This window comes from Mycobacterium sp. (assembly GCF_965229265.1).
In the GTDB taxonomy this organism is placed as follows: domain Bacteria; phylum Actinomycetota; class Actinomycetes; order Mycobacteriales; family Mycobacteriaceae; genus Mycobacterium.
Genome location: NZ_CBDDIY010000010.1, coordinates 605233 through 629623 on the forward strand (window position 1 = coordinate 605233; position 24391 = coordinate 629623).

At 68.1% G+C, this 24391-nt stretch carries 26 protein-coding genes; 17 read left to right on the forward strand and 9 right to left on the reverse strand.

From position 1 onward, the window contains the following. Window positions 1-43 precede the first annotated feature (43 nt). From ADBZ9K_RS05010 to ADBZ9K_RS05025, 4 genes are all read left to right on the forward strand, one after another. Window positions 44-1051 (forward strand): aromatic ring-hydroxylating oxygenase subunit alpha, encoded by a 1008-nt coding sequence (locus tag ADBZ9K_RS05010; protein WP_526618908.1) that lies wholly within the window; start codon window positions 44-46, stop codon window positions 1049-1051. Between the two features lie 71 nt (window positions 1052-1122). Continuing rightward, window positions 1123-2148, forward strand: coding sequence for an NAD(P)H-dependent amine dehydrogenase family protein (locus ADBZ9K_RS05015; protein WP_526620740.1), 1026 nt, complete (start codon window positions 1123-1125; stop codon window positions 2146-2148). A gap of 255 nt (window positions 2149-2403) precedes the next feature. Beyond that, window positions 2404-3072, forward strand: a complete 669-nt coding sequence (locus tag ADBZ9K_RS05020) for a VldE C-terminal domain-containing protein (RefSeq protein ID WP_526618909.1) — start codon at window positions 2404-2406, stop codon at window positions 3070-3072. A gap of 100 nt (window positions 3073-3172) precedes the next feature. Further along, window positions 3173-3682 carry an Rv2253 family sensor-like surface protein gene (locus tag ADBZ9K_RS05025; protein WP_526618911.1) on the forward strand — a complete coding sequence of 170 codons (510 nt, stop codon included), beginning with the start codon at window positions 3173-3175 and terminating at the stop codon, window positions 3680-3682. Here the strand turns inward: ADBZ9K_RS05025 and ADBZ9K_RS05030 are convergent. Both ADBZ9K_RS05030 and ADBZ9K_RS05035 read right to left on the reverse strand, forming a co-directional pair. Further along, a complete protein-coding gene (locus ADBZ9K_RS05030; RefSeq protein ID WP_526618913.1) occupies window positions 3671-4702 on the reverse strand; it encodes a hypothetical protein in 1032 nt (343 codons plus the stop codon). The genes ADBZ9K_RS05025 and ADBZ9K_RS05030 overlap by 12 nt on opposite strands. Then, window positions 4684-6177: an SLC13 family permease gene (locus ADBZ9K_RS05035; RefSeq protein WP_526618914.1), complete on the reverse strand. Its 1494-nt coding sequence runs from the start codon at window positions 6175-6177 to the stop codon at window positions 4684-4686. The genes ADBZ9K_RS05030 and ADBZ9K_RS05035 overlap by 19 nt, the downstream gene beginning before the upstream one ends. 357 nt (window positions 6178-6534) lie before the next feature. Between ADBZ9K_RS05035 and ADBZ9K_RS05040 the strand changes: the two genes are divergently transcribed. From ADBZ9K_RS05040 to ADBZ9K_RS05050, 3 genes are all read left to right on the forward strand, one after another. Continuing rightward, complete coding sequence (locus tag ADBZ9K_RS05040) at window positions 6535-6819, forward strand: hypothetical protein (protein ID WP_526618916.1); 285 nt, start codon at window positions 6535-6537, stop codon at window positions 6817-6819. 86 nt (window positions 6820-6905) lie between these two features. Next, entirely contained in the window at window positions 6906-8318 is a 1413-nt protein-coding gene (locus tag ADBZ9K_RS05045) for an NCS2 family permease (RefSeq protein WP_526618917.1), read from the forward strand. Beyond that, the gene (locus tag ADBZ9K_RS05050) at window positions 8315-9151 is read left to right on the forward strand and encodes a PHP domain-containing protein (protein ID WP_526618918.1); all 837 of its coding nucleotides are present in this window, start codon (window positions 8315-8317) and stop codon (window positions 9149-9151) included. Before ADBZ9K_RS05045 ends, ADBZ9K_RS05050 begins: the two co-directional genes overlap by 4 nt. 1 nt (window position 9152) lies before the next feature. On the opposite strand, the gene ADBZ9K_RS05055 is transcribed toward ADBZ9K_RS05050, so the two are convergent. Next, the gene (locus ADBZ9K_RS05055; protein ID WP_526618920.1) at window positions 9153-9845 is read right to left on the reverse strand and encodes a GntR family transcriptional regulator; all 693 of its coding nucleotides are present in this window, start codon (window positions 9843-9845) and stop codon (window positions 9153-9155) included. Next, window positions 9842-10378 carry an HD family phosphohydrolase gene (locus ADBZ9K_RS05060; protein WP_526618922.1) on the reverse strand — a complete coding sequence of 179 codons (537 nt, stop codon included), beginning with the start codon at window positions 10376-10378 and terminating at the stop codon, window positions 9842-9844. The genes ADBZ9K_RS05055 and ADBZ9K_RS05060 overlap by 4 nt, the downstream gene beginning before the upstream one ends. A gap of 109 nt (window positions 10379-10487) precedes the next feature. Here ADBZ9K_RS05060 and ADBZ9K_RS05065 point away from each other — a divergent pair, with 109 nt between their 5' ends. The 7 genes from ADBZ9K_RS05065 to ADBZ9K_RS05095 all read left to right on the forward strand — a co-directional run bounded on the left by ADBZ9K_RS05065 (window position 10488) and on the right by ADBZ9K_RS05095 (window position 17031). Next, complete coding sequence (locus ADBZ9K_RS05065; RefSeq protein ID WP_526618924.1) at window positions 10488-11603, forward strand: TIGR03364 family FAD-dependent oxidoreductase; 1116 nt, start codon at window positions 10488-10490, stop codon at window positions 11601-11603. 21 nt (window positions 11604-11624) lie between these two features. Next, window positions 11625-12311: a phosphonatase-like hydrolase gene (locus ADBZ9K_RS05070; protein ID WP_526618925.1), complete on the forward strand. Its 687-nt coding sequence runs from the start codon at window positions 11625-11627 to the stop codon at window positions 12309-12311. A 26-nt stretch (window positions 12312-12337) separates the two neighbouring features. Beyond that, complete coding sequence (locus ADBZ9K_RS05075) at window positions 12338-13384, forward strand: 2-aminoethylphosphonate ABC transporter substrate-binding protein (protein WP_526618926.1); 1047 nt, start codon at window positions 12338-12340, stop codon at window positions 13382-13384. A gap of 10 nt (window positions 13385-13394) precedes the next feature. Beyond that, on the forward strand, window positions 13395-14555 hold the full coding sequence (locus tag ADBZ9K_RS05080; RefSeq protein WP_526620742.1) for an ABC transporter ATP-binding protein: 1161 nt from the start codon (window positions 13395-13397) through the stop codon (window positions 14553-14555). Continuing rightward, window positions 14552-15451, forward strand: a complete 900-nt coding sequence (locus tag ADBZ9K_RS05085; RefSeq protein WP_526618927.1) for a 2-aminoethylphosphonate ABC transporter permease subunit — start codon at window positions 14552-14554, stop codon at window positions 15449-15451. The genes ADBZ9K_RS05080 and ADBZ9K_RS05085 overlap by 4 nt, the downstream gene beginning before the upstream one ends. 4 nt (window positions 15452-15455) lie before the next feature. Continuing rightward, a complete protein-coding gene (locus ADBZ9K_RS05090) occupies window positions 15456-16253 on the forward strand; it encodes an ABC transporter permease (RefSeq protein WP_526618928.1) in 798 nt (265 codons plus the stop codon). An 88-nt stretch (window positions 16254-16341) separates the two neighbouring features. Beyond that, a complete protein-coding gene (locus tag ADBZ9K_RS05095; protein WP_526618929.1) occupies window positions 16342-17031 on the forward strand; it encodes an esterase in 690 nt (229 codons plus the stop codon). Here the strand turns inward: ADBZ9K_RS05095 and ADBZ9K_RS05100 are convergent. After that, window positions 17020-17874, reverse strand: coding sequence for a class I SAM-dependent methyltransferase (locus tag ADBZ9K_RS05100; protein ID WP_526618930.1), 855 nt, complete (start codon window positions 17872-17874; stop codon window positions 17020-17022). The genes ADBZ9K_RS05095 and ADBZ9K_RS05100 overlap by 12 nt on opposite strands. A gap of 25 nt (window positions 17875-17899) precedes the next feature. Continuing rightward, on the reverse strand, window positions 17900-18085 hold the full coding sequence (locus ADBZ9K_RS05105; protein WP_526618931.1) for a hypothetical protein: 186 nt from the start codon (window positions 18083-18085) through the stop codon (window positions 17900-17902). 631 nt (window positions 18086-18716) lie between these two features. On the opposite strand from ADBZ9K_RS05105, the gene ADBZ9K_RS05110 reads away from it, so the two are divergent. Both ADBZ9K_RS05110 and ADBZ9K_RS05115 read left to right on the forward strand, forming a co-directional pair. Continuing rightward, window positions 18717-20447, forward strand: a complete 1731-nt coding sequence (locus ADBZ9K_RS05110) for a pentapeptide repeat-containing protein (protein ID WP_526618933.1) — start codon at window positions 18717-18719, stop codon at window positions 20445-20447. A 5-nt stretch (window positions 20448-20452) separates the two neighbouring features. Further along, window positions 20453-21610 carry a phosphatase domain-containing protein gene (locus ADBZ9K_RS05115; RefSeq protein ID WP_526618934.1) on the forward strand — a complete coding sequence of 386 codons (1158 nt, stop codon included), beginning with the start codon at window positions 20453-20455 and terminating at the stop codon, window positions 21608-21610. Between the two features lie 29 nt (window positions 21611-21639). Here ADBZ9K_RS05115 and ADBZ9K_RS05120 read toward each other — a convergent pair whose 3' ends face one another. After that, entirely contained in the window at window positions 21640-22062 is a 423-nt protein-coding gene (locus tag ADBZ9K_RS05120) for a hypothetical protein (protein WP_526618935.1), read from the reverse strand. On the opposite strand from ADBZ9K_RS05120, the gene ADBZ9K_RS05125 reads away from it, so the two are divergent. Next, window positions 22034-22954, forward strand: a complete 921-nt coding sequence (locus ADBZ9K_RS05125) for a hypothetical protein (RefSeq protein WP_526618937.1) — start codon at window positions 22034-22036, stop codon at window positions 22952-22954. The genes ADBZ9K_RS05120 and ADBZ9K_RS05125 overlap by 29 nt on opposite strands. 15 nt (window positions 22955-22969) lie before the next feature. Here ADBZ9K_RS05125 and ADBZ9K_RS05130 read toward each other — a convergent pair whose 3' ends face one another. Together ADBZ9K_RS05130 and ADBZ9K_RS05135 are read right to left on the reverse strand one after the other, a co-directional pair. Continuing rightward, window positions 22970-23242 carry a hypothetical protein gene (locus tag ADBZ9K_RS05130; protein WP_526618938.1) on the reverse strand — a complete coding sequence of 91 codons (273 nt, stop codon included), beginning with the start codon at window positions 23240-23242 and terminating at the stop codon, window positions 22970-22972. 131 nt (window positions 23243-23373) lie between these two features. Next, window positions 23374-24375: an NADP-dependent oxidoreductase gene (locus ADBZ9K_RS05135; protein WP_526618939.1), complete on the reverse strand. Its 1002-nt coding sequence runs from the start codon at window positions 24373-24375 to the stop codon at window positions 23374-23376. Between the last annotated feature and the right edge of the window lie 16 nt (window positions 24376-24391).

Consider the following 24391-nt stretch of genomic DNA (forward strand, 5'->3'; position numbering starts at 1 on the left):
TGTTTCATTGACGCTTCTATGAATTGTTCCTAGACTCGCGCCCATGGCGAAACCGCCCCTGTCGATGAAGCCCACCGGTTGGTTCCAAGTCGCGTGGTCCGATGAGATCGCCGTGGGCGACGTCCACCGGATGACGTACTTCGACCGCGAGATGGTCGCCTGGCGGGCGCAGTCGGGTGCAGTGACGGTGATGGATGCCTACTGCGAACACCTCGGAGCGCACCTCGGATACGGCGGCCAGGTAGTCGGCGAGGTCATCCAGTGTCCCTTCCACGGCTGGCAGTGGGACCTCGGCGGGCGCAATGTATGCATCCCCTACCAGGACCGGCCCAATCGCGGGCGCCGCATTCCCACGTATCCCGTGGTTGAGCGCAACGCCTCGGTCTACATCTGGCACGACGAGCGGGGCCGCGACCCGTTCTTCGAGGTGCCCGACATCTTCGCCGATTTCGGTGACGACAGCAGCGCCGACGACTACTACCCCCAGGCCCGGCTCTACCGGCCCCAGCTGGAACTGCATCCGCAGTACGTGCTCGAAAACGGGGTGGACTTCGCCCATTTCAAGTTTGTGCACCAGACGCCCATCGTGCCCCTGTTCACCCGCCACGACTTCGACACGCCGGTGTCCTACGTCGATTTCACGATCACCTTCGAAGGCGACGAAGGCCAGGTTATCGACGACGTCAACAGCGGTGTAGAGGCGATCAACGCCGGGCTCGGAGTCGCGGTGACCAAGAGTTGGGGCATGGTGGACAACCGGACCATCTCGGCAGTCACGCCAGTAGACGACCGCACCTGCGACGTGCGCTTCATGGTGTACATCGGCCGGGTGCCCGGCCAGGACAGCCCCAAGGCCGAGACCAAGGCGCAGGAGTTCGGCCAGATGGTGATCGACCAGTTCGCCGCCGACATCGCCATCTGGCAGCACCAGCGCTACACCGACCGACCCGCCCTGGCCACCGCGGAGTATGAGGGCTTCACCGCAATTCGCCAGTGGGCCAAGCAGTTCTATCCGGACACCAGCACAGCCGCCGCAGCAGTCGATCACTGAGGAGAACGAAAGTGTCAGCCAACAAACCCATTCGGGTGTTCCAGGTGGCGACCGGCAATGTCGGCACCGAGATGATCAAGCGGATCGGCAACCATCCCGATCTCGAATTGATCGGCCTGCATTGCTACACCCCGGACAAGATCGGTCGTGACGCCGGCGAGATCGTGGGGCTGGCACCGCTCGGCGTGACCGCGACCGGGTCGGTCGAGGAGATCATCGCCGCCAAGCCCGACGTGCTGACCTTCCACGGCGTGTTCCCCGACGAGGACCTCTACGTCAAGGTGCTCGAGGCCGGCATCAACGTCGTCACCACCGCCGACTGGATCACCGGCTGGCACCGCGACACCAATCACCCGCACCCCTCCGGCAAGAAGGTCTCGCAGCTGCTCCAAGAGGCTTGCGAGAAGGGCAATTCCACGTTCTACGGCACCGGCATGAATCCCGGTGTCAATCAGATCCTGGGCGTGGTGTGCTCGGCCGATGTCGCCGAGATCGAGAACGTCACCACCATCGAGTCGGTGGACGTGTCCTGTCATCACTCGGCGGACACCTGGAAGGAGGTCGGCTACGGCCTGCCGGTTGACGACCCGGCACTACCCGGCATGCTCGAGAAGTACACCCGGGTCTTCGCCGACAGCGTGCTGATGATGGCCGACTGTTTCGATCTGCAGCTCGACGAGGTCACGTTCAGCTACGAGCTGGGCGCCTGCACCAAGGATGTCGATCTCGGGTGGTATCAGCTACCCAAGGGATCGCTGGGCGGCAACTACCTCAAATATCAGGGCCTGGTAGACGGCGTGCCGAAGGTGGAGACGCATCTGGAGTGGCAGATGACCCCGCACACCGATCCCAGCTGGGACATCAAGGGCTGCTACATCACCCAGATCACCGGCGACCCCTACATCTACAACAAGCACATGATCTTCCCGAAGCCCGGTATCGACCTGTCCAATCCGGCGTCGTTCGCGTCGATCGGGATGACCGTCACCGGTCTGCCCGCCCTCAATGCGATCGCCTCGGTGGTGGCCGCACCGCCGGGACTTCTCACTAGTTCCGACCTTCCGCTGCGCGGATTCGCCGGCCGATTCAAGAAATAAATGGCGCCCTTGGGTCCACGCGGGCGGGGCCGGAGCGAACTGAAACACCAATGGTATCGGTATGAGTTCGGTTCGGTGAACAGAAGATGAACACCCAGTTCAGGGCGTTCTAACTGGCGACTCCGACCCGCCGGGTCCGTGAGCGCAGCCCGGTGTCACAGCAACGTCGCGCGGCCGCCGGGCCGGGTTGAGGCCCGAACCGGAGATAGCGAAAGAACGTCTTGACGGCGTAACGGTCCAGGTAAAGTGCCGCGCGTGGGCAAGCATCGGTTAGCCAAGCCCCGGCGACGGTGGTCGGTCGCCGTGGTCGCGCTCGCCGCGCTACCGGTGGCCGCCATACTCACCTCCAGCACCGGCGCTCTGCCCAGCAAAGGCACTATGGCCGACGTCGAATGCTGTGCGGAGCTGGTGGCCGCCGGCCCCCTCGACCGCTCCATCGGCCCGGCCGGCACGCACTACATCGCGCTGTCCCAGGCGGAACTGGTCGCCAGTCGAAGCGCCGTCAATCGCAGCGCCCTGCGCGCGCTGCCCCTCGGCATCGCCCCGGAGCGGGGCTTGCAGGTCAAGACGATCCTCGCCGAGCGACTCATCAGCGCCTATTTCCCGGAGATCCACAGCATCGGGGGCGTGCGGGCCGATGCGCTGAGGTGGCATCCGATGGGCCTGGCGATCGACGTGATGATCCCGAACTACCAGACACCGGCGGGCAAAGAGCTCGGCGACCGGATCGCTGCCTTCGCCCTCACCAACGCCGACCGCTTGTCACTCAACCACGTGATCTGGCGGCGAATCATGTACTCCCGCACCGGTAAGCCCTATCTGATGCCCAACCTCGGCGGCGACGACGCCAATCACTACACCCACGTTCACATCGCGACGGACGGCGGCGGCTACCCGACGGGCAACGAGCAGTACTTCGGCTGATGCCGCCAACGTGGGTGCGCTGGCGTGCGCTCTTCGCACGTCAGCGCGCCGAAGTTCACCAGATCTGTAACATCCGTCACTTCGGCCACGGTATTCGGGCATGAGGAGAAACCGTTCCGGCCGCTGGATGTCCCTGGTTGCCGTGCTCGCCGGCGTGCTCGCCGCCGCGCCCGCCGCGCAAGCCGACGAGACCCCGTTCTGGGGCGGTTGGTACAAGATCACCTTTCACACCGACCAGAAGTCGGGTACCAGCATCGCGGCCTCCCAGCCAGAGACCCCCTACACCGCCTCCTACAAGATCACCACGGACTGCTCGTCCGGGGCGTGCATCGCCTCGGTGGTCGACGGGCCGACCCCCAAGGACAACGTCGCCCAAAGCACCACCTTCGAGTGGACCGGATCGCAATGGTCGCGGTCCAACAGTTGGCGCTGGGACTGCGGGCTTCCGGACGGGACGATCACCTACGACCCGGCGAACTCGGTGACCACCTACACCCCGCAGCCGGACGGATCGCTGGCCGGCACCTTCACCACCACCATCGCCAGCGGGGCCTGCCAGGGCACCGTCACCATTCCGTTGACCGCGGCTCCCGCCCCCTCAGTCCAGTAGCGTGCCGTTCTCCCTGGCGGCTTCGATGTAGATCGGCGGCACTGTGATCCCGCGCTCGGCCAACCGACCCTGGCGCAGGGCCACCTCGAAGTGCGACGACTGCACCGGCGGCGGCGGGCCAGGGGTGTCCCGGTCGTCGAGCCAGTCCAGCGCCAACCCAATGGCCCTCTGGCCGAAGTCATCCGGTGGCGGCGCGAAGCTGAGCGCACCGCCGGCCTCGACGAAATCCACCTGAGTGCCGATCGGCAGCGGCACCGCGTGGTCCTGGGTCCACCTGCTGACGTCGGCTGCCGTCAGCACCACACCTCCGGTGTCCGGGAGGTCCTGGGTGCTGAGCACCAGCAGCACATCGGCTGCGGCGCTGCGGCCTACGAAGTCACGCCACTCACCGGCCGTCGATACCAGCGCGGTGCCACCGAGTGTCACAGGGCCCCAATCGAATTCGTGTGCCTGCGCCATCTCGGCCCGGCCGGTGGCGGTGTCGACGCCGATCAGGGCCACGGTCCGCTTCGGCCCGGGATAGAGCTGAGTCACCGCATCCCGGATGGCGGTCCAGGGCAACTGTTCGGCAATGCCCGAGACGTTCGGAGCCCCCACATAGTCGTACTCCGACGGCGGCCGATCCAGTGAGACGTAGAGGATGCGCGGGCTTGCCCGGCCCACGTAGTCGCGCGCGACCAACGAATTCGCCTCGTCATCGACGGCGATGAGGACATCCGGATTGACCCGGCCGATGGCCCGGTGCGCCTCAGCGGCAGCCTCCTCGACCCGCCTGGTGCTCGCTGGGGAGGTCGCGGCCATGTACACCCACTCGACGCTGACCGGACGCCGGTTGGCCCCCAGCGCCTGCCGCATGCCGCGGTCCACCTCACGCACCCACGGCGACTCCTGCGAGCCGGACTGCAGCACCAGGATCCGGGGTTTGGTCGCGTTGAAAATGCCAAGCAACACAAGGAAACTCAGTATGCAGGCGCCGATGAGCAGATTCTTGAGCAGTTTCATCAGAGCAGGCCCAGCCATTCCCACCACGGGATCGAGGCGTAGACGACCGCAACGCGGGCACCGTTCATCAGCATGTTGTAGCGCAGGAAACCGCGCTCGTCGGCCTCGGCCAACAATCCGTCGGCCCGGATCTGGAGCAGGCCGTTGGTGCCCTGGTGCCGGAAGAAGGCAATGTCACTGAACACCGCCGCGCAGAACACGCAGATCCACGGATGGATGCCCTGGGCCGTCGCGACCGGCAGCAGGATGACCACGGTGGTGAGCATGCCCGCAGTCACCGGCAGCACCAGCCGCACCAACAACGTCACACCGAGGGTGGCCAGGATGAAGAGCCCGATCCGCCCGTCGACCATGTCGAAGGCGTGACGCATCGCCCGCGCCAACGCCGCTTCCAGCCCCAGGTAACCCATGATGCGCATCATGCTGTCGATCCCGAGCAGGAAGAAGATCATCGGCCAGTCCAGCTGACGTTGGAAGTCCTTGCGCAGCAGCGTTCCGGTCACCAGCAGGCCCAGCAGCACACAGCCGGCCAGATACGGCGGTTTGACGTGGTGCCACGGCACCGTGGCGCTGCCGACCAGGAAGAAGACGAAACTTCCGGCGGCGACCCATTCGGCCGGCCTGAGCGGCCCCAGATCGGCGACCTTCTGCCGCATCTCGGCGCGCGGCAGCGGCACCTGCGACCCGGACGGGAACAACCGCGGCAGCACCAGCAGGTGAGCCGCGGTCATGCCGAGCGCCGCCACGGCCGCGGCCACCAACCAGAACACTCCGCTGAACTCGGCCTGGGCCTGCGGCGGCAGGAACGTCAGCGCCGCGATGTTGGACGATTTGCTGGTCGCCATCATCGGCGAGAACAGCAGCGCCCCACCGAACATGGCGGCCAGCAGGCCAGTGATCGCCGGGCCGCGCGGCGGCAGCTTCAGGCCGGCGGCCATGTCCCGGAACACCGGCGTGAGCAGAGACAGCCGCGCATTGGCCGATGGCATGAGCGGCGACAGGGCGTAGCCGGAGCCCAACAGCGTCACCTGATGCCAGAACGGCTTGTCGGGCAGGCGCAGCAGGAGCCGCAGGATCAGCCGGTAGCTCAGCCCGGACGAACCGATCACCGCCGACAGGGCGTACACCCCCAGCAGCAGGAGCAGACTCGGGGAGGCGAATCCGCCTAGGGCCACATTGGCCGGCGCCAGACCGATGAACAATGCCGCCACCACGGCCACCAGTGCCGGGACGAATTCGTCGACCAGGCTGAAGATCCAGAGCACCACGGCAGCGGCGAGCAGCGCGGTGAAGATCGCCGCCTCCACGCTCAAACCCGACGCCACGGCCAGCACATAGACCGAGGGCGGCACCACCAGCGCCAGCGACCATCCGACGACCGTCGAGATCTCGACCCGTTCGTCGTCCGAACCCGGCCGGCGCCATACCCATAGCATCGCCGTGGCCACCACCAGCGCGGCGATCACAGCGAACACCGACCAGTGGTCGGCCACCACCGATCCGAATCGGCTCGCTATCGCGACCGGGCCCAATGGATCAACTCGGCAACGTCGACACCGGTGGTCGCATCATCGGTCACACATTAGGCGCCCGTCACGCATTAGGCGCCGGATGCGCCCGGCGACCCCGAATGGCCGCCGAACGTCGCCGCCGAATCCGGCGGGATCCTCCGATCGAAGGAGGCGCAATCATCGACGTCAGGGGCGTTTCGGCCGATACCGGCCGAGTCCGGGAACGCCGATAGTCGTGGTGTGCCCACAGCACACACCCCGACCGCCCGGAAAGGAACGCAGATGATCTGGTTCTGAGTTCTCCGCCCAACCGAAATCCCGATAACTGAGAGGTAAGCCATGAATATCACTGCATGTTCGACGCGGCGGGCCGCATTCGGCATCGGTGCTGCCGCACTGCTGGCCATGGTGGCGCTGAGCGTGGCGCACAACACCGCCGAGATGCAGGCCGTCGAATTGGCCAATTCGCACCACCTCGCCAACAGTGGCGGGATGCCGCTGGCACCGGGCCCGAACGGCGGCGAGATCACCCGGGGCAACGAATCGGGATCATTCGCACCCACGAGTACGAATGATCTGATCACCCCCTGGACCCCGACGCCGGGTTCACCCTGGCGGGACTGACCTCCCGCACGACCTGCGGGCCTCCTTCGATCTGCTGAAGGAGGCCCGCTCGCGTGAATCGGGGCGCTGACCCTAGGGTGCGAGGGGTGAATCGTCTCGACCGCTTTTTCGAGATCACCGCCCGCGGGTCGACGGTCGGCGCGGAGATCCGCGGTGGCCTGGTGACATTCATCGCGATGGCCTACATCGTCGTGCTGAACCCAATCATTTTGTCCGGCGCCACCGACGTCGCGGGCAACAAGCTCGACTTCGCGGAGGTGTCGGCCACCACCTCGCTGGCCGCCGGGGCCATGACCATCTTGTTCGGGCTGATCGCCCGGCTGCCGTTCGCGTTCGCGGCCGGGCTGGGCATCAACTCGTTTCTGGCCACCACCGTCGTCGGGACGGTGACGTGGCCGGAGGCGATGGGCCTGGTCGTGATCAACGGCCTGATCATCGTCGCGCTGGCGGTCACTGGGTTGCGCCGGCTGGTCTTTGATGCGGTCCCGATGCAACTGAAGCTGGCGATCACGGCGGGCATCGGACTGTTCATCATGTTCATCGGCCTGGTCGATGCCGGCTTCATCGCCTCCACCGGGTTGCCTTCTCCCCCGGTCGGGCTCGGCAGCGGCGGGCACGGGTCGATCGGCACCGTTCCCACCGTGGTGTTCATCTTCACCATGCTCGTCACCGGTGTCCTGGTGGTTCGGCGCGTTCGCGGCGGCATTCTGCTCGGGCTGGTGGCCGGCACCGTCGTCGCGGTCGTCATCGAGGCGATCTGGCAGCTGGGGTCGGCGACCGAGCACCCGGGCGGCTGGGCGCTGTCGGTGCCGACACTGTCCGGCTCGCCCGTCGCGCTGCCCGACCTGTCGTTGGTCGGCGAGTTCAGCTTCGCCAGTTTCGACCGGATCGGGGTCCTGGCCGCGACGATGCTGGTGTTCACCCTGGTGTTCGCGAATTTCTTCGACGCGATGGGGACGTTCACCGGTCTGTCCCGGGCCGCGGGTTTGGCCGACGCGCACGGTAACTTCCCGCGCCTGCGGTCGGCGCTGATCGTCGAGGGCGCCGGAGCGGTGGTCGGCGGTGCCACCTCAGCCTCGTCGAATACGGTGTTCATCGAGTCCGGCACCGGCATCGAGGAAGGCGCGCGCACCGGACTGGCCAACGTCGTCACCGGGACGCTGTTCCTGGCGGCGATGTTCGTCGAGCCGCTGGCCCAGATCGTGCCCACTGAGGTGGCCGCGGCCGCACTGGTGATCGTCGGCACGATGATGTTCTCCCAGCTGCGCCACGTCGAACTGTCCGAGTTCTCCGTCGCCCTGCCGGTCGTGCTCACCGTCGCGGTCATGCCGTTCAGCTACTCGATCGCCAACGGTATCGGCGTCGGTTTCGTGACCTGGGTCGTGGTGCGCTCGGCCGCGGGCAAGGCGCGCGAGATCCGACCGCTGCTGTGGATCGTGGCCGCCGGTTTCGTGCTGTACTTCGCGCGCGGCCCGATCGAATCCCTGATGGGTCTGTGAGTTCTCTGATGCTGCCAACCGATCACCATGTGCACTCCCGCTGGTCCTGGGACACCCCGGAGACCTCGACGATGCAGCTGGCCTGCGCCCGTGCCGTGGAGCGCGGCCTGCCGGGCCTGGCCTTCACCGAGCACGTCGACTTCACCGGGTGGGGGCACGACGACGCCGGCAACCACCGCGGCCACGCGGTGGGTTCCCGTCCGCGGGTCGAGCCGTTCGACGTTGCCGGATACACAGCCGACCTGGCTCGGTGCCGAGAGCTGTTCCCGCAGTTACGCATCCTGTCCGGAATCGAGGCGGGCGAGCCCCACCTGTTCTCGAATAGCGTTGCCGCGGTGCTCGATTCCGGCGACTTCGACCGGGTTCTCGGCAGCCTGCACGCCATCGAGTACGACGGCGAACTCCAGTTCGTGGACGCCACCTTGTTCGGCCGGCTCGATGCCCGCGAACTGATGCGCCGCTACTTCGATGAGTTGCTGAGGCTGGTGGAAAGCCCCGCGGCGTTCGGGGTGCTGGCCCACTGCGATTATGCCCGCCGGTACTGGCCCGCCCGGGCCGGCGACTACCGCGAGGACGAGTTCGAGGACGGCTACCGCACCGCGTTCGGCGCCCTGGCCGGGTCGGGTCGGGCCCTGGAGATCAACACCCGAAGCCCGCTGGCCTCAGTCGATCTGGTGCGGTGGTGGGCGCAGGCCGGTGGGGATGCCGTGTCCTTCGGCAGTGACGCGCACGATCCCTATACGGTGGGCAACCGCTTCGAGCTGGCGGTCGACATCGTCGAGGCCGCGGGATTCAAGCCCGGTCGCGACCGGTACGACTTCTGGCGGCGCTGAGTCAGTCGTCCACCAGCGTGGTCTGGAAGGCGACCCGATCACCCCGATACAGCGCCCGGACCACCTCGATGGGTTGGCCCTGACTGTCCAGCGAGCGTCGCCGCAGGTGCAACATCGGCATGGCCGTCGTCGTCAGCAGCAGACCCGCCTCCCGGGGGGTGGCCAGGATCGTCTCGATCCGCTCTTCCGCGGACGCGAAATGCACACCGGTGGCCCGGATCGCGGCGTACAGCGATGTCGCCGGGTCAAAGGTGTCGTAGAGCCCGGCGAACCGAAAGGCCGGCAGATAAGTGCTCTCCAGCCCAATCCGTTCGTTGTCGGCGAGCAGAACCCGCTCCAGGTGCATGACCGGCTCCCCCATGTGGATCTCGAGTCCGCTCGCGAGCTCCGCGGTGGCCTCGACGTCCTCCCAGGTCACCAGGATGCGGCCGGGCTTGCGCCCCATCCGCTCGGCGCCTTCGGTGTAGGAGCGCAACGACAGTGGTTGGGTCAGTTTGGGTTTCGCTACGACGGTGCCCCGGCCGCGGCGCTGCACCCGCCCTTCCAGCAGCAGCTCGTGCAGCGCCTGGCGGACGGTCTCCCGCGCGACGCCGAAACGCGCCGCCAGCTCTCGCTCGGCCGGTACCGGGTCGCCCTCGACCAGGTCGGCCAGCAGTTCGTCGAGACCGGTGCGGACGCCGTGGGCCTTGCTCACCGCCGGCGCAGTACCCGCTCGGCGACGACGAGGACGTCGTCGATGCTTACCGCGGGTGCGCCGGGAACCTTGGCGGCGTCGTCGTAATGGCGCAGCCGCAGCGCATCGGGCCACCAAGGGTGACAGACCATTTCGTCGTCCACCGCCGGGCCACCCTGCTCCCGCAACGACAGCAGCGAGGTCGGCGACAACCCGTCGGCGTACCCGGGCTCGGTGGCCACCAGGTAGCGCTTGGCCGCAACATGGGCTCCGGCCAGCCACCCCACCCGGGCGCCGTAGCGCGGCGTCAGCCAGTCGCGGGCGGCCACGTCGTGGCGTTCGCGGTCAGGCACATCGCACCGTGGGCTGTGGGCCAGGTCGTGGAGCGCGGCGGCCAGCACCAGCTCGTCGTCGGCGCCGTCTTCCACGGCCCGGGTGGCAGCCTGCAACGCGTGGTCCAGGTCGTCGACAGCGTCCTCGTCCCACACCCCGCGCAGGGAGCGCAACAGGTCGGCGGTGTCGGCCAGAACCACGGAGAATTCGGTGCTCGTCACGCCCGCAGACTACCTCAAATTGGTCTATACCAATCGTTAATCTTCTGTTCAGGCAAGCAAAACCGGGCCGTCGGTACCCCGACGTTCGGGGTGTGGAGCCTCAGTGCTCATGCGGGTGACCATCGTGGGTGGCGGGGTGCTGGGGACCACCCATGCCTGGGAGGCCGTGCACCGCGGCCACACCGTCATACAGCTGGAGCGTGAGGTCGAAGCCCGGGGCGCCACCGTCCGCAACTTCGGACTGGTCTGGGTCTCCGGACGGGCGGACTTCGAGCTCGAGGCCGCGCTTCGCGCCCGCGAGCTATGGGAAGCGGTCGCCGCGCGGGTACCCGGAGTCGGTTTCCGCCCGGCCGGGTCGCTGACCCTGTTGCGCTCACCGCGCGAGGTGGCCGTGGCCGAGGAGGTCGCCCGCCGTCCGGATGCCGACCGCCGCGGGTTCAGCGTCCTCGAGCCCGAGCGGGTACGTGCCGTGAATCCCGCACTACGCGGGAAGTTCATTGCCGCACTGCACTGTTCGCGCGACGCTGCGGTGGAGTCGCGGCAGGCGCTGCCGGCCATCCGCGCGCACCTCGAGGCCACCGGCCGCTACACCTTCGTACCCGGTGCCGAGGCCAGGTCCGTCGACGGCGGCGTCGTCCGCGATGACCGGGACCGTACCTATCGGAGTGATCTGGTGCTGCTGTGCCCGGGCGCCGCGCACGGCGGGCTGACCCGGGAGGTCGCCGGCGACCTGCCGGTCCGGCGGGTGCGGCTGCAGATGATGCAGACCGAACCGCTCGGCGAGGCACTCACCACCGCCATCGCCGACGGAGACAGCTTCCGGTACTACCCCGGCTACGCCGGGTCGGCCCTGAATGACCTGTGCGGCAACGAACCCCAGGATCCAGTTGCCGAGACTCACCGCATGCAACTGCTGTGCGTCCAGCGGCTGCACGGCGGGCTCACGATAGGCGACACCCATGAATATGCCGAACCGTTCGGGTTCGACGTCCACGAAGCCCCCTATACCTACCTGACCGGCCTGGTCGAAGAGTTCCTCGGCCGTCCGCTACCGGCGATCCGGCAGCGTTGGGCTGGCGTCTACAGCCAGTGCGCCGACCCCGGCGATCTGGTGTGCCGCCGGCAGGCCGGCGAAGGGGTCTGGGTGATCACCGGCCCGGGTGGCCGCGGCATGACACTGGCTCCCGCGATCGCCGAACACACCGCAGAACTCATCGGACTCTGACACCCCTAACGGAGGGAACTCATGGTGCACAACGTCATTCAACTGGCTGTGGTCGACATGGCCGGCACCACCGTCGCCGACGACGGACTGGTGGTGGCGGCCTTCGAGACCGCCGCCACCGCTGCGGGCCTGCCGGACAGCGGTGACGAGCGCGACCACGCCCGCCAGTACGTGCTCGACACCATGGGCCAGTCCAAGATCGCGGTGTTCCGCGTCCTGTTCGGCGACGAGGACCGGGCCCAGCAGGCCAACCGCGCCTTCGAGACCGCCTATGCCGATCTCATCGACGGCGGCAATGCCCGCCCGATCCCCGGCGCGGCCGATGCCATCACCACCCTGCGCGGCGCCGGGGTGAAGGTGGCGTTGACCACCGGCTTCAGCGCGGTCACGCAGGGCAAGCTGCTGGCCGCCCTGGGCTGGCAGTCGCTGGCCGATCTCGCGCTGGCACCCGGTGACGGTGTGCGCGGCCGCCCCTACCCCGACCTGATCCTGACCGCGCTGATGCGCCTGCAGGCCGATGGAGTCGGCAACGTCGCCGCGCTCGGCGACACCAGCAGCGACGTCGACAGCGCCCTGCGGGCCGGCTGCGCGATCGCCGCCGGGACGCTCACCGGTGCCCACGACGAGCAGCAACTGCGCGAGGCCGGCGCCACCCACGTCGTGTCCACGGTCACCGAGTTCGCCGACCTTGTTCTGCAATTCCGCTGACAACCAGAGCTAAACGAGAGGCACTGATGAACATTCGCAAATCCCTACTGGCGGTGACGATCGCCGCCGCCGCAACCCTGGCGGCCGCCTGCGGTGGCACCGGCTCATCCGGATCCGGCAGCGGCGCGACGCTGACCGTCTACAGCGCCGACGGCCTGGGCAGTTGGTACAAGTCGGAGTTCGCGAAATTCACCAAGGACACCGGCATCAACGTCAACGTCGTCGAAGCCGGCTCCGGTGAGGTCGTGTCCCGGGTGGAGAAGGAGCAGTCCAACCCGCAGGCCGACCTGCTGGTCACCCTGCCCCCATTCATTCAGAAGGCCGACAAGTCCGGGCTGCTGCAGCCCAGCGGCGCCGACACCACCGGCGTCTCGACCGACCTGGTGGGCCCCGGTGGTAACTACGTGGCGATCGTCAACAACGCGCTGAGCTTCATCGCCAACCCGGGTGCCAACCCGCAGCCGGCCAGCTGGGAGGACCTGCTCAAGCCGGAGTTCAAAGGCAAGCTGCAGTATTCGACCCCAGGCCAGGCCGGTGACGGCACCGCCGTGCTGGTGCTGCTGCAACACCTGATGGGTAAGCCGGGCGCCCTGGACTATCTGGGCAAGCTGCAGGCCAACAACGTCGGACCGTCGTCGTCCACCGGCAAGCTGCAGCCCAAGGTCAGCAACGGCGAACTGCTGGTGGCCAACGGCGACGTCCAGATGAACCTCGGCTCGATCAAGGACGACGGGTCGAAGTTCATCATCTTCTTCCCCGCCATGGCCGACCACAGCCGCACTACGGTCGCGTTGCCCTATGTCGCGGGTGTCACCAAGGGCGCACCACACGCCGATGAGGCCAAGAAGCTGCTGGCCTTCCTGATCTCCGACGACGTCCAGAAGACGGTCGCCACCGACGCGTTGGGCATCCCGGTCAAGGATTCGATCGCGAAGGCGTCCGGCGGGTCGCCGGATCCGAACACCCCGACCGGTCTGCTCGACGGCGTGCAGATGTGGACACCGGACTGGAATGCGGTGCTCGCCGACCTCGACGCCGACGTCGCCGCCTACCAGAAGGCCACCGGGAGCTGACGTGAAGCACATCGGCGTCAGTTCCTCTCCCCGGATCGCGGCCGCGCAGCAGACGCCGACACCCGAGGCCGCCCCCGCGATCACGTTCGATCGCGTCGGGGTGGCCTACGGGCGCGCCAAGAAGACCACCCACGCGTTGATCGACTTCAACCTCAAGGTCGCGACGGGCGAGACGGTCGCACTGCTGGGCCCCAGCGGTTCGGGCAAGTCGACCGCGCTCAACGCGCTCGCCGGGTTCGTGCGGCCGACATCCGGGATCGTCCGGCTCGACGGGCACGACGTGACAGACCTGCCGCCGGCTAAGCGCGGTATCGGCGTGGTGCTGCAGTCCTACGCGTTGTTCCCGCACATGCGGGTTGCCGAGAACGTGGCGTTCGGGCTGAAGGCGCACCGCGTTCCGCGCAGCCAGATCGGGCCCCGCGTTGCCGAGGCGCTCGACATGGTGGGCATGTCCGCCTACGGAAAGCGTTTGCCGCGTGAGCTTTCCGGCGGCCAGCAGCAGCGGGTGGCCATCGCCCGGGCGCTGGCGATCCGGCCCAGGGTGTTGCTGCTCGACGAGCCGCTGGCAGCACTGGATGCCCAGCTGCGTCAGTCGATGCTCACCGAGTTGCAGCAACTCAAGGAGGCGCTGCCACAGACCGCGATGCTCTACGTCACCCACGACCAGGCCGAGGCCCTGGCCCTGGCCGACCGCATCGTGGTGATGAATGAGGCCCGGCTGATGGATGTCGACTCCGCCGAGAACCTTTGGAAGCGCCCGCCGACCAGCTTCACGGCCGCCTTCCTCGGCGGCGCCAACCTGATTCCGTGCACCGTAGGACGGGTGATCGGAACCTCGGCCCTGGTGAGCATCGCGCACAAGACCGTCAGCGCGGAGGCACCCCAACCCGCGGTCGGCAAGGTCGACTGGGCGCCCGGATCGCAGGCGCTGCTGTGCATCCGCCCGCACGCGCTGCAGATCGTCGGCCTCGGCCACCCGGAAGCACTGCGCGCCAACGTCAACGCCGCGGTGTGGCGGGGGGCGACGACCCGAGTGGTGCTGTCGGTCAACGGGCTGCCCGACCGGCTGATCGAGGTCGACGCACCCGGCCACCCCGACTATCCCCTGGGTACCGAAGTGGGACTGCGCTTTCCGCAACCGGCCGGTGTGCTGGTCCAGGTCCGCCGATGACGGTCCTGCTCGATCGCCCGGAACCGGCCACCGAGGCCCCGGCGCGTCCGCCCCTCAGACGGCTACGCCCGGTGCTGTGGACAGTGCCGCCGGTGCTCATTGTGCTCGTCGTGGCCGTCTATCCGCTGGTGCGCGTCTGCCTGGAGTCGGCGAGGCTTCGCGACGGCGGCTTCGGGTTGGGCACCTGGACCTCGGTGTTGGGCTCGCAGGCGTTCCGGTCGGCGCTGTGGCGGACGGTGGCCATAGCCGTCAGTTCGACGGCCGGCTGCCTGGTCCTGGGCACCTTCCTGGCAATCGTGCTGGCATTTGTCCCCTTTCCGGGCTCGTCGCTCGTCGGCCGGCTCATCGACACGATCCTGGCGTTGCCGTCGTTTCTGATCACGCTGGCGTTCACGTTTCTCTACGGCAGCGCGGGGGCGGTGAACGCGCTGATCTCCAGCATCACCGGGCAGCGCTCTCCCGCACTGGATTTCCTCTACACCCCAGCCGGGATCATCGCGGCCGAGATCACGTTCTTCACCCCGTTCGTGATCCGCCCACTGCTGGCGGCGTTCACACTGCTGCCCCGTCAGCAACTCGATGTCGCGGCAAGCCTGGGCGCCTCGCCGGTGCGGGTGCTGCGCAGCGTGATCATGCCGGAGGCCTGGCCGGCGCTGATGGCCGGCGGCAGCCTGGTTCTGCTGTTGACGCTCAACGAGTTCGGCATCGTGCTGTTCACCGGGGCCAAAGGCGTCATCACCCTGCCGGTGCTGATCTACACCCGCGGCATCGTGACGTTCGACCTGCCCGGCGCGGCGGTGATCGCGACGGTCCAGATCGTCCTCTCGCTGGCGCTGTATATCGCCTACCGGATGGTCTTCGCCCGGTTGACAACACGCGGAAGCCGAGAGGACTAGACCAATGTTGTTGTGGAGCAGACGAAGTCGAATCCTGGTGCTGGCCGGTTTCACGCTCGTGGTGATGATCGTGTTCGTCGCCCCGCTGGCCACCGTGGTGCTGGCCGGATTGGCCGGTTCGTGGAACGGCCCGCTACCGTCCGGGCTGGGGTTCACCCGCTTCGATCAGGCGCTGTCCGGGGATGATCTGGCCAGCCTGTCGGTGAGTCTGCAGACCGCGGTCATCGCCGGTGGGCTGGCCCTGGTGCTGGGAACCTGGGCCGCGATCGCGTCGCGGGAGGCGCCCCGCTGGTTGAGCCGGGTGACCGACGCGGTCTTCCACCTGCCGATCGCGGTGCCCTCGGTCGCCATCGGCCTGGGTCTGCTGATCGCATTCAACGCCCGCCCGCTGCTCCTGGGCGGAACCCGCTGGATCGTCATTCTGGCCCACTTCGTGCTGGTGCTGGCCTTCGCCTTCAGCGCCGTCTCGGCCGCACTGGACCGGCTGAACCCGGCGTTGGGTCAGGCCGCCGAATCGCTGGGCGCCGGGCCGGCCCGGGTGCTGTTCCGGGTCACGCTGCCGCTGCTGTTACCGGCACTGGGTGCGGCCGCCGGTCTGGCCGTCGCCCTGTCGATGGGTGAGCTCGGTGCCACCGTGATGGTCTATCCGGCCACGTGGAAGACGCTGCCGGTCACCATCTTCGGGCTGACCGACCGCGGCCAGGCGTTTCAGGCGGCCGCCGCCACCACGGTGCTGCTGCTGGTGACGTTGCTGATGTTGGTGGTCCTGGGCCGCATCCGCGGCCGGGCCGCCCTGCGCTGACCAGGCCGCCCGATAGGCGGCGTGTCCTACAGTTTGTCATCGGCGGGTGTGTGTTCGGGCCGTCCCGGTGAACGAAGGAGCTGCGGTTATGCGGATGCTGACGATGGCGACGCTGGTCACGGCGGTGACCGTCGCGAGCTCTCCCGGGATCGCGGCGGCGGCCCCTAGGAACTACTGCGCCGACCTCAAGGGGGTCGACACCGGCCAGGTCTGCCAGATCCAGCTGTCCGACCCGGCCTACCAGGTCAGCATCAGCTTCCCCAGCGATTACCCCGACCTGAAGTCGGTGGCCGACTACGTGAGCCAGAGCCGCGATGGGTTCCTCAATGTGGCCAAGGGCTCGGCACAGCGGGACATGCCCTACGAGCTGGACACCACCGCGACCACCTACAGCTCGGCGATCCCGCCGCGGGGCACCCAGTCCGTGGTTCTGCAGACCTACGAGAACGTCGGCGGGGCGCACCCGACAACCCTGTACAAGGCGTTCAACTGGGACCAGGCCTATCGCAGGCCGATCACCTACGAAACCCTGTGGCAGCCGGGCGCCGATCCGCTGAAGGTGGTCTTCCCCCTCGTACTCTCGCAGCTGCAGAAGCAGACCGGCCAGGACGTGACGATCGATCCGAGCGCCGGCCTGGACCCGGCGAACTACCAGGACTTCGCCATCACCAACGACGGCGTGATCTTCTTCTTCAGCCAGGGCGAGTTGCTGCCCGAGGCGGCCGGTGCGACTCAGGTGTTGGTGCCCCGCGCGGCGATCAACCCGCTACTGGCGTGAACCGGCGGCTGGGGTCACGCAGGCCACCGCGCTCCACGGCCGGTTACCCGGCCGGCGCGGATCAGGCTGGGGCAGTCGCGCCATCAGCCGCAGCAGCGGCGGAAGCCGGTGAAACCGGTGGGCCGCCGTCAGCACCGACTCCACCACGACCGTAGACCAGCCGAGCTCCTCGAAGAACGCCACCCCATTGGCCGGTGCGAATATGAACGGCGCGTTCCGCAACAGGCCGGCAGTCTTGGTGTTCATCGTCGCCCGCAGCCCCGGCGAAGCGAAATCGAAAGTCCACCAGATAATTTCGGGGCGCTGTATAGCACCAGACAGTCCCGCGACGTCGCTGTCCGCCAAGTACATCAGCAGCCCCTCGGTCAAAACGAACGCCTTGGCGGCCCCGGCCAGGGCGTCGTCGAGGAAGCTGTCGCGGGCACGCGGGTCGGCCAGGTCGACGGCGTGCCGCGTCAGCCGACAGCGCGGAGTCTGCTCGGCCAGTACGTGGTCCTTCTCCGCGATCAGCTCCGGTAGATCCGCCTCCACCCAGCTCAGCTCTGGCGGCAGGTCGAGCCGGTAGGGCCGGGTGTCCAGCCCGGCGGCCAGGTTGAGTACGCGGTCGCACCCCTCGGCGACCGCATGTGCGATCAGGTCGTCGATGACCTTGGTGCGGGCCACCAGCCACCACCCGTCGCGGACGCGGCGCGGCGCGGCGGCGGCGATGGCGCGGCCTCGCTGGCCGGCCAGGCGGTCGGCGAGCGGGTCATGGAACAGCGCATCGGGGCGGGCCGACTCCCCGGCTCGATAGGCCGCCACCCAGCGGGCGGTGTCCGAGACATTCGAGACGAGCGGGTCCATGACCGAGTTTCTCATCCCGGGCGGCTCAGAACACCGGAAGGTGAGCGGCGGCCACCAGCGGCAGACGCCCGGCGCTCCTGGCGAATCCCTCGTCCCCGGCCGGACCCCACCAGGCAGTGCCGTAGGCGGCATCGATCGGTGCCAGCGGCGTCGCCCCGCTCAGGCTGCCGGCGTGCTCCAGGAACCGGGCGATCCAACCCTTTGTCGCCATGACTGCACTCCCTCGTCCGTGGTTCGACCGTTGTCCTGACCGACTCTGCTCGACCGCAGGCCTCGGCGGTATCGGGCGGCTGGGGGATGGCGGGGATGAAACCCGTTGTCCCCCGATCAGTGGATGCCGGGGCGACCCCGGCTAGAGTCCTTCAGCAAAGAACCGTATGGCTCGGGGGTAGCTGATGACGTTGGTCAGGACTGGCGCGCGTGTGGGTGCCGCGGTGTTCGCGGCCGGGCTGTCGTTGACGGCACCGCACGCCGCTGGGGTCGCGGCCGCCGACGCCCCTGGTGGCGGATCGACTTCGTCCGCGGTCGGGCCCTCACACTCCGGGGCTTCCGTCGCGCACTCGGCGCGAAACACCCGACCGGCCTCTACCTCGGCCCGGTCCGCGGCACGCTCCGATGCGCAGCGCTCCCCGGCCGCCGCGGTGCCCACGCGTGCCACGCCCAGGCCGGTAGCGGCGGCGGCGCCTCGGACCAGACCCGCGCCGCTCGCACCGGCCGAGGCATCCCAGCCGACCCCGGTCCCACCCCCCGTCGGCGCTCCGACGACCCCATCGAATAGCGTCGCGACGTGTGGAAGTTGTTGGTCCCTAGCGACATTCCCGGGCGAGCGCGTCGTCGCCGCAGTGCTGGGACGCGCCTTCAACTCCGTCGCCAACTTCCTGTCGCGACTGCCAGCCAGTCCGGTCACCGACTTCCTCGAAGGCGGGCTGCTGTTGGTGCGGCGCACCTTCTTTCCCTCCCTCACACCGGGGGTGGAGTGCGTCGCCGGCAAGAGTTGCTTCGGGGCGAGCCTGGCCGGCGCCGATCTGTCGGGTGCGGATCTGACGAACGTGAACTTCACCCGAGCCGACCTGACAGGTGCCGATCTGTCGGCGGCAAATCTCACCGACGCAGTGCTGAGCTTCGCGAACCTGTCGGGGGCAGACCTGCAGAACGCGACGCTGACCGGCGTGACCTGGCGCCGAACGGCTTGCCCCAACGGCACCAAGTCCAGCAGCGGGTGTTCGGCTGCCGCGGCCGCTCCATCGATCACGATCCACAACAGTTCCGGCCAGACGATCTGGGTGTACAACCTGACCACGTCCGGCAACTACAGCATCCCGGCCGACTTCCAGCCGGTCGCGGTCCAGGCCGGGGACACCACCAATGTGACCCTCGCCCTCGGCACCGCCCCGGCAGGCTCTCCGGAGAACCGGATCTACATCGTGCAGGGTTCCACCGGATTCACCCTGCCGGTGAGTTCGCCGGGCGGAGTGGACGCGTTCGACCCGACCGCGCCGACAGCCGGTAACTCCTTCCAGAACTACAGCTTCCTGGAATACAACTACTACGCGGCCGACGGCGGCTACCAATACACCATCGATACTTCGTATATCGATGAGTGGTCGCTGCCGATCCAGTTCCGGTTCCACCTCAACGGTGCCACGTGGTCCGGTGCGCAAGACGGTAAGACCTACGGATTCAACGATTTCGACACCGTCGTCAGTCAGCTCACGGCAGCCGGCGGGCCGTACTCCGATCTGGTGTGGAGCGGCACCACACCGTGGTCGCCCTACCCGCCGACAACGGTCAGCCGAATCATCGGGCCGGACAAGGTGTGGGCACAACAGTCCACCGAGCCACCCGCCAACATCAACATGAACACCACCGGATGGGTCCCGGCCTCCTTCCAGGATTTCGTCCAGTACGGATCGTCGGGGACGACATATCCCTACGCCTACAACGGAACTCAATACTCCACGGACGGCAATTTCACCTTCTGGAAGGACTCGGTCTCCGGCCCGGCGTCCACGCCTTATCCCGTCGCGCTGCGTACCGCGGCGGTGCTCGACGGGTTTCCCGCCGACGCGAACGGGGTCTACGGATTCTTCACCTATCCCAATGACGAGGCTGCCGGCCAGTTCACCAACATTCCCGAGGCGGTATCGCTGGATGTCTACGTCTTCGGCGCCTCCGACGGGGTCAGCGACAGCGTGATCCCCGGAGGGACGTGGGTGTACTCCAGTTCGCCGTCGTCACTGCACGGGACTGATTCCACCGATACCTACATCCTCGACCGCGCGTTCGCCAGCAAGAAAGACGCGCCGCTGCTCGATGCCGACGGACACGATCACGACATCGTCGTGATCGACAAGGCCGCGCTGGCCGGGGCGAAGTCCTCGTCCGTCGACGTAGTTGACCGAGCCCGGTTCACCGGCGGCGGAACCGCCAACTACACCAGCCAATTCGTCTATGAACGCTCCACCGGATACCTCTACTACGATCGCGATCCGCACCGGCCCGGCTACACCGCCATACTCGCCGACCTGTCGGGCAGTTCCATCGATCCCACAAAGGAAGTGTTCGTACTCTAGACCCCATGCCTCGACTGCCCCGGCGGATCACCTCGGAACTGAACGCGAAGCTGCGCAGCCCGGAAACGGCCGCCGCGGTCGCCGGGCTGGAGGGCAAGCTCACCGAACGCCGCCGCGACCGCAAGCTGCAATCGGGGGCGTTCCGGGGTGTCTCGGTGGTCGTCTACCGGGGCTTCGTAGCCGACGACGTGGCCAAGGTGCGGGTGCGGGTGATGGAAGCCCCGGAACTGCCCGGCGACAGCCGCATCCCGTACTGGGATGTCGCGCAGAGCAACGTCCGCCGTCATGCCGCGTTGCCGATCGTCGGGAGCGAGGTGGAGTTGCGCATCGGCAGACACCGCGCAGCCGACGTCACCGACAGCCACGGATTCGCCACCTTCGCACTGCCGGTTCCTAAGCTGCGCGTCGGCTGGCATCCCGCCGAAGCGATCGCCACATCGATCGAGGGTGATGAGCCGGCCACCGGTGGCGGCTGGGTGGTCAAACCGTCGCTGGCGGCGCCGTTCCTGGTGATCTCCGACATCGACGACACCATCCTGCTCACCGGGCTGACCGAGGGGTTGACCATGGTGGCCAGGACGCTGCTGCGCGAGGCCGACCAGCGCAGCGCCATCCCCGGTATGGCCGCGTTCTACCGGGGACTGGCCCGCGGAGTGCCCACCCGCAGCGGCAACCGCAGGCCCGAGCCGGCGTTCTTCTACGTCTCGACGGGAAGCTGGTCCTTCTATCCCATGCTGGAGCGTTTCGTCGAGGTGCGTGACTTCCCGCCGGGCCCAATGTTCCTCACCGACTGGGGTCCCACCGAACGCTATCTGCGCCGCAGCGGGGCCGAGCACAAGCGCTCGGCCGTCCGGCGCCTGTTGGAGGCCTATCCGGGGATGCGCTTCGTGCTGATCGGCGACAGCGGTCAGCGCGATCCGGTGGTCTACGCGGAGCTGGCCCGGGAGTTTCCCGGTCGCGCCGCGCTGATCCTCATCCGGCAGGTGGGCGGCGACGACGAGGACCGCAACAGCCGGCTCCGCGAGCACGCTGAGGTTCTTCGCGCCGAAGGCACTCCGCTGCATCTGGTGGCCGATGCGGCGCAAGCCGCAGAGTTGGCCCATGGCCTGGGGCTGTGCGACGAGGACACGGTGGCACACGTCCGCGCCGAGCTGGACGGCTAGCGCCGCGGGCCACCCGCCGAACGGCGCCGTCAATATTTGCTGAACTGATACCCTCTGCAGGCAAGCAGTCGAAGAGGCAATTGCCCGGGAGGTTCTATGCGGGCGTCGGTGTATGTCGGCGGAATCGCGGTGACGGTGGGAGTGGGCGCGGCTCTGTTGACCGGATCCGCGGTGGCATCGGCCGATGACGCCACGGGCTCCCCGGCATCCTCGGCCAGCTCGGCGCGGCCCTCCCCGGGGAAGGCGCATCGATCGCCGGCGCGGGCGGCGACCCCGGCGGTGCGCACCATCGCCGCGCGCAGCCAGGACCGCCGCCCGGCACCGCCGGCGACGGCGCACAGCGCGCGCCCGGCCGCCCGGTCCGCTGAAACCGTCTCGGCACCAACCCGTCTCAGCTCCACGGTCACCGTCACGCTGCCGCCGATGCCGGTGGTGAAGGGGTGGTCGTTCACGGTGTCACCCGACTTCATGAACGGCTTTGCCGGCAACTACGTGGCCGCCGGTGGCGATCCCGCCGACAGTGCGCGGTTCTTCTTCGGCGACCTGGCCGTTGCCAGTCTCGATGCATTGGCGCAGGACCAGATTCAGCCGCAGCAGGTGCGGTCGCTGCTGGGCAACCTGGCCGCGTCGGGGTACTTCGGGGGAATTTGGCTGCGCGACAATCTCAGCGGCACCGCGACCGTGTCGCTGCCGCAGATCGTGCCTCCGGCGTTCGATCTGAGCCCGGCGGCGATCGGCATTCGGCTCTTCGACGCGCTCGCGACGGGGCTGACCGCGGCGGCGGAGGCCGACCCCTGGCTGGTGACGACGGTGGCGCATGCCTCGGTGCCGCTGCTGCTGGCGCTGTACGGGTACAACCGGGGCTACCTGGACGTCGTGCTGGAACACCCGCCCGCCGGCGTCCCCTCGATGCAGGACACGCTGAGCTGCCAGGGGTTCCTGGCGTGCAACTCGACCGCGTTCCCGCTGGAGCTCGCCACCCGTTACGACGGCGCGCTGGGCAAGCTCGACGCCCCGACCAACCTGGGCTGGGCAGAGATGGCGATGTGGACCACTGTGCTGCAGAGCGCCACCGGGGCCGGTCGGTTCGTGTGGGAGGGGCTGGCCCAAGCCGGGTTCTCCCCCGTGTCGTATACCGCCCTGGTCGACCTGAGCTCGGCCTACTTGATGGTCACCAAGGCTGCCGTGCTGGCCAGCATGACCGCCTACGCCGACGGCGATGCCGCTGTCGGCCGCAGCTCACTGCGGTTGCAGGCCGGCCTGTGGATGTGGTCGGGCGCCTACTTCGCGGGCCTGGCCTCCGGCGCGCCCGCCGGTACGCTCCCGTCGATCATGCTGTCCTAGAAAGGATTCCGCGGCCTAGTTGTTGCCGGGAATGGCGGTCGGGGCGGGCGGCGCCTTAACCGTCGGGCTGAAGGAGTTTCCCCCGCCCTCGGAGCCGGATTTCTCGGTGGGCACCGGTGCCGGAGCGCTCTCACTGGTGGTTGCGGGCGCACTCGAACTTGGCGGCGTCGTGGTCGACGACGGCGCCTCCTTCTCGCCCTTGCCGCATGCGGTTAACGTGCCCATACCGACGATCGCGAGCCCGCCGGCGACGAGCGCGATCTGGCGGGTCAGTCGATGTGTTTTCATACGCCGAGTCCTCACTTCGATACCGGACGCAGTGCGAGTCCGTCCCCCGACGGCTGAGGATCCAACATAACCCAGCGCGCAGCAATTTTCGCACCTCGTTGGGCCGTAACGGCGTACTCGCGGCCGACCGCCTACACCGCGGTGAGCACGATCTTTCCCTGGATGTGCCCGTGGGCGGCGCGCTCGTGTGCCGCGCGCGCGTCGGCGAGCGGATAGGTGCTGTCGATCGCCACGCGTACGGTGCCGGCGTCGAGCACGCGGCCAAGTTCGGCCAATTGCGTTCCATTGGAACGCACTTGGGTCATCGAGACCGTAATCCCCTGCTGCGCGGCCGCCTCGGCATCTGAGAAGCCGGGAAAGACCGGGAACAAGGCGCCGCCGCGTTTGAGTGTGGACAGGAAACGTCCGGTGGCTGAGCCGCCGAGCGTGTCGAGGACCAGATCCACGTCGCGTGCGACCTCCTCGGGCCGGTCCTTGGTGTAGTCGAGCACCTCGGCGGCGCCGAGGTCACGCAGGAATCGTCCGTGCCTGCCCGACGCCACCGCGATCACGTGCGCGCCCCGCCACGCGGCCAACTGCACCGCGAGGTGCCCCACCCCGCCCGCGGCGCCGTTGACCAGGACCGTGGCGCCCTCGAGCGGCACCGGGCGATGCGTCTGCGGTTGCAGCGGGTTCGGTTCGCCGTGCCCCAGTTCGATCAGGAACTGCCACGCGGTGAGCCCGGACATCGCGGCCCCTGCGGCGTGTTCGTGACTGATCCCGGCGGGCTTGACGGCCAGGTCGCGCGCGGGAGCCGCGACGTATTCGGCGTAGGCGGCGCTGTCGCCGAAGCTGGGAAAGCGGAGCATGCCGAAGACCTCGTCGCCGGGAGCGAAGCCCCGTACGTCGGGGCCGACAGCCTCGACGACACCCGACACGTCCGAGCCCGGGATGGCCGGCAAGGGGATCGAGGGTCTCAGCTCGGCGGGCAACTCCGAGTGCCGGTAGCCGTCCCGCAGATACCAGTCGGGGGGATTGATTCCCACGGCGTGGACGCGGACTAGCACCTCCCCTGGCCGCAGCTCGGGCACCGGCACCGTCTCGTAGCGCAGGACCTCGGGGCCACCGAATTCGTGCAGCCGGATCGCCTTCATCGTTTTCTCCTCTCCC